Source organism: Bradyrhizobium sp. (genome assembly GCF_035652035.1).
Lineage (GTDB): Bacteria > Pseudomonadota > Alphaproteobacteria > Rhizobiales > Xanthobacteraceae > Bradyrhizobium.
In genome coordinates, this window is sequence record NZ_DASREO010000031.1 from 107658 (window position 1) to 115651 (window position 7994).

Annotated in this window: 9 protein-coding genes; 6 read left to right on the forward strand and 3 right to left on the reverse strand. The window is 56.5% G+C overall.

Annotation, left to right across the window (positions count from 1 at the left end; all coding sequences use genetic code 11):
- Positions 1-13: 13 nt before the first annotated feature.
- Entirely contained in the window at positions 14-262 is a 249-nt protein-coding gene (locus VFB05_RS11270; RefSeq protein ID WP_325012192.1) for a DUF2274 domain-containing protein, read from the forward strand.
- On the opposite strand, the gene VFB05_RS11275 is transcribed toward VFB05_RS11270, so the two are convergent.
- From VFB05_RS11275 to soxC, 3 genes are all read right to left on the reverse strand, one after another.
- On the reverse strand, positions 183-1175 hold the full coding sequence (locus tag VFB05_RS11275; protein ID WP_325012195.1) for a LysR family transcriptional regulator: 993 nt from the start codon (positions 1173-1175) through the stop codon (positions 183-185). The two genes, VFB05_RS11270 and VFB05_RS11275, sit on opposite strands and share 80 nt — an antisense overlap.
- 279 nt (positions 1176-1454) lie before the next feature.
- Positions 1455-2018, reverse strand: a complete 564-nt coding sequence (locus VFB05_RS11280; protein WP_325012197.1) for a cytochrome c — start codon at positions 2016-2018, stop codon at positions 1455-1457.
- A complete protein-coding gene (gene soxC, locus VFB05_RS11285) occupies positions 2008-3309 on the reverse strand; it encodes a sulfite dehydrogenase (protein WP_325012199.1) in 1302 nt (433 codons plus the stop codon). Before soxC ends, VFB05_RS11280 begins: the two co-directional genes overlap by 11 nt.
- Before the next feature lie 118 nt (positions 3310-3427).
- Here soxC and VFB05_RS11290 point away from each other — a divergent pair, with 118 nt between their 5' ends.
- The 5 genes from VFB05_RS11290 to VFB05_RS11310 all read left to right on the forward strand — a co-directional run.
- Entirely contained in the window at positions 3428-3748 is a 321-nt protein-coding gene (locus VFB05_RS11290) for a helix-turn-helix transcriptional regulator (protein ID WP_325012201.1), read from the forward strand.
- A complete protein-coding gene (locus VFB05_RS11295) occupies positions 3748-4689 on the forward strand; it encodes an EamA family transporter (RefSeq protein ID WP_325012203.1) in 942 nt (313 codons plus the stop codon). The genes VFB05_RS11290 and VFB05_RS11295 overlap by 1 nt, the downstream gene beginning before the upstream one ends.
- An 11-nt stretch (positions 4690-4700) precedes the next feature.
- Positions 4701-5744 carry an ArsJ-associated glyceraldehyde-3-phosphate dehydrogenase gene (locus VFB05_RS11300; protein WP_325012205.1) on the forward strand — a complete coding sequence of 348 codons (1044 nt, stop codon included), beginning with the start codon at positions 4701-4703 and terminating at the stop codon, positions 5742-5744.
- Entirely contained in the window at positions 5741-6973 is a 1233-nt protein-coding gene (gene arsJ, locus VFB05_RS11305; RefSeq protein WP_325012207.1) for an organoarsenical effux MFS transporter ArsJ, read from the forward strand. The genes VFB05_RS11300 and arsJ overlap by 4 nt, the downstream gene beginning before the upstream one ends.
- Positions 6974-7213: 240 nt before the next feature.
- On the forward strand, positions 7214-7994 hold a 781-nt coding region (locus tag VFB05_RS11310; protein ID WP_325012209.1), incomplete at its 3' end, for a sugar-binding transcriptional regulator.

Sequence of the window (7994 nt, forward strand, 5' to 3'; positions counted from 1 at the left end):
GGAGCAACGCATCGTGACCAAACTGAAGCTCGGCGCACTCGTAGACGACAAGCCGGTCAAGCTCACGGTTGAGCTGCCGGCCGCGGTGCATCGCGATCTCGCCGCTTACGCGGAGGTGCTGGCGTCTGAAAGCGGCCAGGCGGTCGATGCGGCCAAGTTGGTCGCTCCGATGCTGGCGCGTTTCATGTTGACCGACCGGGCTTTCGCGAAGGCGCGGCGCGATGTTGTGTCGAAGTCTCGATCGCCGCGGGCGACTGAATGAGGGAGCCATTGCGCGAGAGGGATTCGCCACGTAGCAGTTTCAAGAATTGCCGAAGCGTCGGATTGTCGTTGCGGCCGTGCCAGCAAGCGATGCTCCGGATCGGCAGCACGCGGTGTCGGCCGGATAGCTTCCGATAGGTGACGCCGGGGTGAACGACACCGGCGCTGGAGGCGTAGAGCAAGGTGACGGATCGGCGCAAGGCAACAAGGCCGATGACCGTGTCGCGGTCGGCGCTCGTTTGTAGAACAGTCGGCAGGACATCGGCCCCGTTCAGGACCGCGATCAGGGCATTGTGCAACTCCGGGCCAGGATCGCGGCTGGAGAACAGGATGCGCTCATGGCGAAGATCGTCCCATGTGACGGCGTCCTGTTGGGACAGAGGATGGCCGTCCGGCATGGCGACGAGGATATCCTCAGTCCAAAGCGGCAGGATGTCGAACGCACCGTGTCTAACCTGGCCGTTGACGACGATGATATCGAGAGCGCCGCTATTGAGCCGCTCTAACAGGTAGCGCCGGCTCTCATCGACCACGCTGATTTCAATGTCCGGGAACTGCTCTGCGTAGGCCAAAAGCACGTCACGGAGCGGGCCGGTCGACAAAGACACGTAGAGGCCGATGCGAAGCGAGCCCGATTCGCCACGACCGCCGGCTCGGGCGTTGACTAGCGCCGAGCCAAGATCGGACTCGATACGCTGTAGGTTCTCGAGGAAAACCTTGCCGGCGTTGGTCGGACGAACGCCGTGACGATGCCGTTGGAACAACGAGACACCAAGGCGAGCCTCCAGCTCGTGGATCCGCCTGCTGAGTGTCGAGGTCTTGACGCCCAGCAGCGATGCCGCCTTGTGAAAACTCCCCTGCTCCGCCAAAACCAGGGTTTGAAAGAGAGTATCGAGTTCGATGTTCTTAATCATCGAGGGTGGGTTGTCAGGTTGGCCGTGAAAGTGAATTGGGGGTTCGCGTCATACGCATGACGGCGTAGGTCCAGGCGGCGTAGAGCTGAACTCCCTTCGATCTGATTTCAACAGGTTCAGCCATCATCGCTTCTCCTGTTCGCGCACGGCCAATCTATGATGCGCGGCAGATGGTCGGCCTTGCCAAGCCTCCCGTTCAGGCCGTCGCAAAGGCACGCGGGCGGTCGACATAAGTGCCGCCCATCCCAAGAGGAGGGATGGGACTAGCAGCTCTATCAATCAGCGGCAGTCCGTCATACATGGCTCGGATTTGATGTCGGGGCGGGGATCCACGCTCGTAAACCCGTTCCTGTTCGGCATTATAATTTTTGGAAGCGTCCTCTCATCAAGAACAGCATCTTCCGGGACGATATTGTTCAGGAAGAGTATGTAGGCAACGACTGCGTAAACGTCGTCATTGGAAAGCGATTGCGGCGCGTTGAAGGGCATCGCGCGACGAATGTAGTCGAATAATGTTGATGTGTAGGGCCAATAACTCCCAACCGTCTTGATTGGTGCTTTCGTCGCTAGCGTCCCAAAGCCTCCTACAAGTCGATCCATCGGCTTGCCTTCACCTTTTTCGCCGTGGCACATCGCGCAGCTATTAGCGAAGATCTCCCTTCCGCTTTTGGCGCTACCCTTTCCATAAGGCAATCCCGCACCATCCGGCCTGACGTCAATGTTCCAACCGGCAAGCTCCTGAGACAGCACCGGCCGGCCCAAATTGTACTGCTCGGCCGCAAGGGCAAATGTCGAGAAGAACGCTCCGAAAGCCACGCAAATCGTAGTGAGCCTACGCCACATGGAACACCACCCTCCCGTCCGAACTAACTCGCCAGCTTTGGATTGCATTGTAGTGGTCGCTTGAATAAAGGCCTCGCGCGTTTACGATGGCGTCGTGTTGTGGTTGCACATAACCCGTCTCGTCGATCGCACGGGATTGCAAAATCGCTGGGCCGCCATCCCACCGCCAAGGCGCACAAAATCTCGTTAGAGCTTTTGGCAAAACCGGCTCCTGGAGCCGTGCTTCGTGCCAATTTTTTCCGCCGTCAACGGAGACATCGACTCGTTTAATGCGACCGTGCCCAGACCACGCCAAACCAGTGATTTCATAACTTCCCTTGCCACCCGAAAGCTGCTGACCTCCCGAAGGTCGCGTGATGACCGACTTTGCTTCCATCACGAACGTAAATTGACGAGCACGTCCATCTGGCATCAGATCGGTGTATTTCGAAGTCTCTTCGCGGGTATGAAACGGTTGATCCCCGATTTTGAGACGGCGGAGCCATTTAATGCTCATATTGCCCTCGTAACCGGGCACAAACATCCGCAGTGGATATCCCTGTTCCGGGCGCAGGCGTTCGCCGTTCTGGGCGTAGACAATGATTGTGTCGTCCAGAGCCTTCTCGATAGGAAGGCTCCGCGTCATCGCTGCAGCATCAGCGCCCTCCGCTAAGACCCATTTCCCGTTCGGCTTCAGACCCACTTCCTCAAGTAGGGTGGATAACAATACTCCCGTCCATTCACAGCAAAGGACAAGTCCGTGGGTGTGCTGCACAGTCCAATCGGGATTTGTGTTTTGCCAATTCTGTGTATTGCCGGCGCATTCCATGAAGTAAATGCGGGAAACCGACGGAAACCGCATCAAGTCATCCATCGTAAAGATGAGTTCTCGATCCACCAACCCGTGAATAATGAGCCGGTGCTCGTCCGGATTAATAAGAGGAACGCCGTTGTGATGTCGTTCGTAGCAAAGGCCGTTCGGCGTTATGATGCCATAGAGGTTCTGGAGCGGTGACCAGCTTGGTGCAGCGGTATCGGTCGGTCTAGGATCCCGTTTGCGCCGGATCACGGCCTTTTCAAATTCCGACGGTACTCCGTAAGCCGGGCTCAAAATCGGAGCCCCCTGCTCTTTCATCCACTGCGGGACGTTGGGCGGAACATTCGCGCTCGTTTGCGCGAAACTTTGATGCGACGCTAACACGCCTCCAACCGCCCCACCGAAAACGAGCAGCCTGCGGTTCACCGCCGAATTCGCCGGAGGCGGCTCAGTTGATGCGTTCACATACCCGTTCGTATCGCGATCCTTGCCCATCACACCCATCACCTTGGTTCCTTAATTTACATATGACGTGCACAATTGACATTTGTCAATCTTAAAACTATTTGACTAAGAGAGTGGTTTTGAGCGTTTCGCGGACTGGTCTTCCAAAATGAAAAACGACGCTGCCGCCAGGATTTTTGCCGAGCTGGGTAACGTTACGCGTCTGGATATTTTGCGCTTGCTGATAACCGCGGGCCGAGAAGGCCTATCGATCGGCGACATTCGGGCGCAGCTCAAAATACCTCTATCAACACTTTCCTTTCATCTTCGGGGGTTGCTGGGGGCAGGCTTGATAGAGCAGAAAAAACTGAGCCGTATCGTGCTCTGTCGACCTTGCTTTGACGCAATCAACGAAGCCATTGCGTTCCTAAGAACGGAATGTTGCGCAAAGGCTACTCAACCGTCGGCCGACCGAAAAGCGGCAGCGTAATGAAGCCCTTTCACATTCTTCTCGCAGTGCTCGTTGCGGTGATCTGGGGCGTTGCGTTCGTCGTGAGCAAGATTGGGCTCGAGAGCTTCACCCCGTCGCAATTGACGTCGCTTAGGTTCATGGTCGCGGGTATCGCGGCGGTTTGGTTGCCCCGTCCACGAATTAGATGGTCTTCCATCATTGCGGTCGGACTGACCGTTTTTACCGGGCAGTTTCTTTTACAATTTTTTGGCATCGCCCTGGGGATGCCTGCCGGATTGACGGCCGTCGTGGTCCAGACACAAGCACTTTTTACGGTCCTATTCGCCGCGCTCGCGATCGGCGATAGGCCGAGCGCTCAACAATTGGCAGGCATGCTGACGGGCTTTGCCGGAGTAATACTCATCAGCTCCACGGTGGGCGGCAGCATCACGTTTCTTGGATTCAGCCTAACCCTGGCTTCAGCGGTTAGTTGGGCAATCGGAAACGTATTGGTGAAGCAGTTGCCGAAGGTTGACATGCTCCATCTGATGGTGTGGGCGAGCCTCGTCCCGCCACTTCCTGCTCTCGCCATATCATCCATATTGGACGGACCTGGAGCGATTATCCATGCCTTAACGGTCGCGCCGCTGATGGGGATCGCTGCTCCAATCTATTTGGGGGTCTTTGCGAGCGTATTGGCCTACGCCGTCTGGGGCAGTCTCCTTCAGCGATATTCTACCGGTGCCGTCGCTCCGTTCGCACTCCTCGCTCCATGTGTTGGAGCGGCAATGTCGGCTCTAGTTCTCGGTGAGCATTTTGGCCCGCTTCGGCTGGCCGGCATTGCGTGCATGTTGGTTGGCTTGGCGGTAGTCGCCATACCCTTCTCGGCGATCGAGCGACAGACGTTGTTCGTTAGATTGGACGTGATTTATCGTCGGATCAAAGCGCGCCTGGACGAGGCCCACCCCGATTCACCGTAGCAGGAGACGTTATGAAGATTGGCATCAACGGTATGGGCCGCATTGGTCGGCTTGCGCTGCGTTCCGCGTTGGGCGGTGTACGGCGCGCCGACAATGACCCGAGATCACAGAACCGATTGGACATCGTTCATATCAATGAAGTCAAAGGTGGAATCGCGGCCACCGCACATCTTCTTGAGTTCGACAGCATCCACGGGCGCTGGCACGAATCAATAGGCGTCGATGACCACAAGCATGTAACAGTCGGAAGAGCTCACATTAGCTTCAGTGAATTCGGCAACCCCGCCGAAGTCGCCTGGCAAGACCTCGGTTGCGACGTGGTACTTGAATGCACCGGCAAGTTTCTGAAGCCCGATCAACTGCAAGCCTATTTCGATCGAGGGGTAAAGCGGGTCATCGTTGCCTCCCCAGTCAAAGATCCTGCCGCTCTCAACATTGTGGTTGGCGTCAACGATCATTTGTACGATCCGACGAGACATCGCTTGATTACCGCGGCATCCTGCACGACCAATTGTCTGGCGCCTGTCGTGAAGGTAATTCACGAAAACATCGGCATCCGCCATGGCCAGATCACAACGATTCACGATCCCACCAATACGAACGTCGTGGTCGACGCTCCTCACAAGGACCTTCGACGAGCGCGTTCCGCGATGTTGTCGATGCAGCCGACGACGACTGGCAGCGCGACCGCGATTTCGCTCATTTATCCCGAGTTGAAGGGCAAACTGAATGGGCATGCGGTCCGAGTCCCCGTTTTAAACTCTAGTCTAACGGATTGCGTATTCGAACTGCAGCGGGAGACTTCGGTTGAACACGTCAACTGTCTTTTCAAAGATGCTTCTGAAACATCGCTTGCCGGAATCCTAGGCATCGAATCTCGCGCGCTGGTGTCGGCCGACTATACCAATGATCCCCGAAGTTCGGTGGTCGACGCACTCAGCACGATGGTCACTGACGGAACGCTTCTAAAAGTCTACGCCTGGTACGACAACGAGGTTGGATACGCGTGCCGCATGGTCGATCTCGCAAACATCGTTCAGAAGGCTGGCGTATGATGTCTATGATCCGCAATTACCTCATCGTCACCGCATCGTACTGGGGCTTCACCCTAGTCGACGGAGCATTGCGGATGCTCATTCTGTCGCACTTCTTCAAACTGGGATACACGCCCTTTACGCTCGCGTTTCTCTTCTTGCTGTACGAAACGGCCGGTATCGCAGCAAACCTTGCCGGAGGCTATCTAGCTTCCCGCTTTGGGATCCCCCGCATGCTGGCGGTCGGCCAAACGCTGCAAATAATGGGCTTGCTCATGCTGTCGATGCTCGATCCGGCTTGGAGCGCAGCGGCATCGGTCGCGTGGGTTGTCGTCGCGCAAGGTATTGCTGGAGTCGCGAAGGACGTCACCAAAACCGCATCCAAGTCTGCGATCAAGGCGACATCGGCTGGCGGAAGCAGCCAACTTTTCCGATGGGTCGCTTGGTTTACGGGTTCAAAGAATGCAATGAAGGGAGTCGGCTTTTTCCTTGGTGGCCTATTGCTGGACCTGGTCGGGTTCCAGCACGCGCTTTGGATGATGGCGGGACTCCTTGGCGTCATCTTCGTAGCCGGCTTACTCTTATTGCCTCCTGAGCTCGGGAAGGCGAAGTCGTCGAAAACGGTCAAAGAGCTGTTTGGAAAGTCGCGTGGCGTCAACCTGTTGGCCGCCGCGCGGGTCTTCATGTTTGGTGCGAGGGAAGTCTGGTTCGTCGTGGGCCTGCCCGTTTTTCTCTATGCCAACGGTTGGCGTTTCCTGGAAGTGGGTGGCTTTCTGGCGGCCTGGACGATTGCTTATGGCGGAGTTCAGGCCATCGCGCCTGCTCTTGTCTCACGAAGCTCCGACGGATTGAGCCGTGAGGTTCCAGCCGCGCGCATTTGGGGGGCGCTCAATGCCGCCGTGCCGATCGTATTGGCCCTGATCATGCAGACATCGATTGGGCGGCCCGATCTTGTGCTGGTTGTTGGCCTCGCCCTGTTTGGACTTCCGTTCGCCGTAAATTCATCCCTGCATTCGTATTTGATCCTGGCCTACGCCGGATCTGAGAAGGCCGCGGAAGACGTCGGATTCTATTACGCAGCGAACGCTGGGGGCCGATTGCTCGGAATCACGCTGTCCGGATTGCTCTATCAGGTTGCAGGGATCATGGGCTGCCTGGCGGGTTCGGCGATCATGCTTTTGCTTTGTTGTCTGACAACTCTGATGCTTCCGACTGTCGCCGAGCCTCTTCCAGCCACGCACCCCGCTTAAGCTGGAGCAGGCGCCCAAACATAAACGGGCTGCCGGGAGCTGGCTAGCAAGCGGTGACGCTGGTTGGGTGGATTCGCGTCAGGGCGAGGCTTAACTTTTTCATGGGAAGGCGGTGAGAGCCGCCGACAATACTCTCGGGCATGCCGGCACCCGTTTTCCCTGGAATTCCTCAGGTATTACATTTGTAAAGCGCGACACCTTCGGTATATCTAGAGTCCATGAAACCGATTGAGTTCTTTGATGTCACGCAAAAACGCTGCCTCGCGCGATGAACAAATTGCCCCCTCGCTGCGTCCCGACCTTGTCGCGCGTATCTGCTGGTATCACTTTCGCGAAGGCCAGACGCAACAGGAGGTTGCCGATCGGGTCGGCCTGAGCCGGATCACCATAAACAAGATCATCAGTGAGGCCGTAGCACAGGGTCACGTAAAGATTTCGGTGGAGACAGCATTGGCCCCCTGTTTCCAACTCGAGGTTACGCTCCGGTCCATGTACGGCTTAAAGGACGTGGTCGTAGTGCCCTCGCCCGCGGACGAAAATCAGGTTCGCAACATCGTTGGATTGGCAACAGGCGACTATATTTCGCGCAATCTAGAACGTAACCAAATATTGGGATTGGCATGGGGCGGGACGATATTCGGCGCAGCTCAATCCCTGCAACGCCGATCAAACGCGGGTAACGTCGTTGTTTCTCTCTCTGGTGGAATTTCCAGAAGCACACTTCTCAATCCGTATGACAACGCCGCAATGTTCGCCCGGATATTGGACGCCGAATGCTATTACATGACAGCTCCGATGTTTGCTGATGATAGCCGAATGAAGAAAGATCTGATGGCCAGCAAATCGATCCAGGCCCACCTCCAGATGGCAAGGCGGATTGATCTGGCTCTCCTCACCGCAGTAGACCTCTCGGCGAAGACCTGGATCATCAAAGAAGGCGCACTGTCGCCTGAAATGTTGAAGGATCTGCTGCGTGCGGGTTCGGTTGGCGGAGTTTGCGATCAGTATCTCGATCAAGATG

Excerpts from the sequence above, each read along its gene's own strand:
- VFB05_RS11290 (WP_325012201.1), top strand. The coding sequence starts at position 3,428 with ATGAAAAACGACGCTGCCGCCAGGATTTTTGCCGAGCTGGGTAACGTT.
- VFB05_RS11295 (WP_325012203.1), top strand. The coding sequence starts at position 3,748 with ATGAAGCCCTTTCACATTCTTCTCGCAGTGCTCGTTGCGGTGATCTGG.
- arsJ (WP_325012207.1), top strand. The coding sequence starts at position 5,741 with ATGATGTCTATGATCCGCAATTACCTCATCGTCACCGCATCGTACTGG.
- VFB05_RS11280 (WP_325012197.1), bottom strand. The coding sequence starts at position 2,018 with ATGTGGCGTAGGCTCACTACGATTTGCGTGGCTTTCGGAGCGTTCTTC.
- soxC (WP_325012199.1), bottom strand. The coding sequence starts at position 3,309 with ATGGGCAAGGATCGCGATACGAACGGGTATGTGAACGCATCAACTGAG.
- VFB05_RS11275 (WP_325012195.1), bottom strand. The coding sequence starts at position 1,175 with ATGATTAAGAACATCGAACTCGATACTCTCTTTCAAACCCTGGTTTTG.
- VFB05_RS11300 (WP_325012205.1), top strand. The coding sequence starts at position 4,701 with ATGAAGATTGGCATCAACGGTATGGGCCGCATTGGTCGGCTTGCGCTG.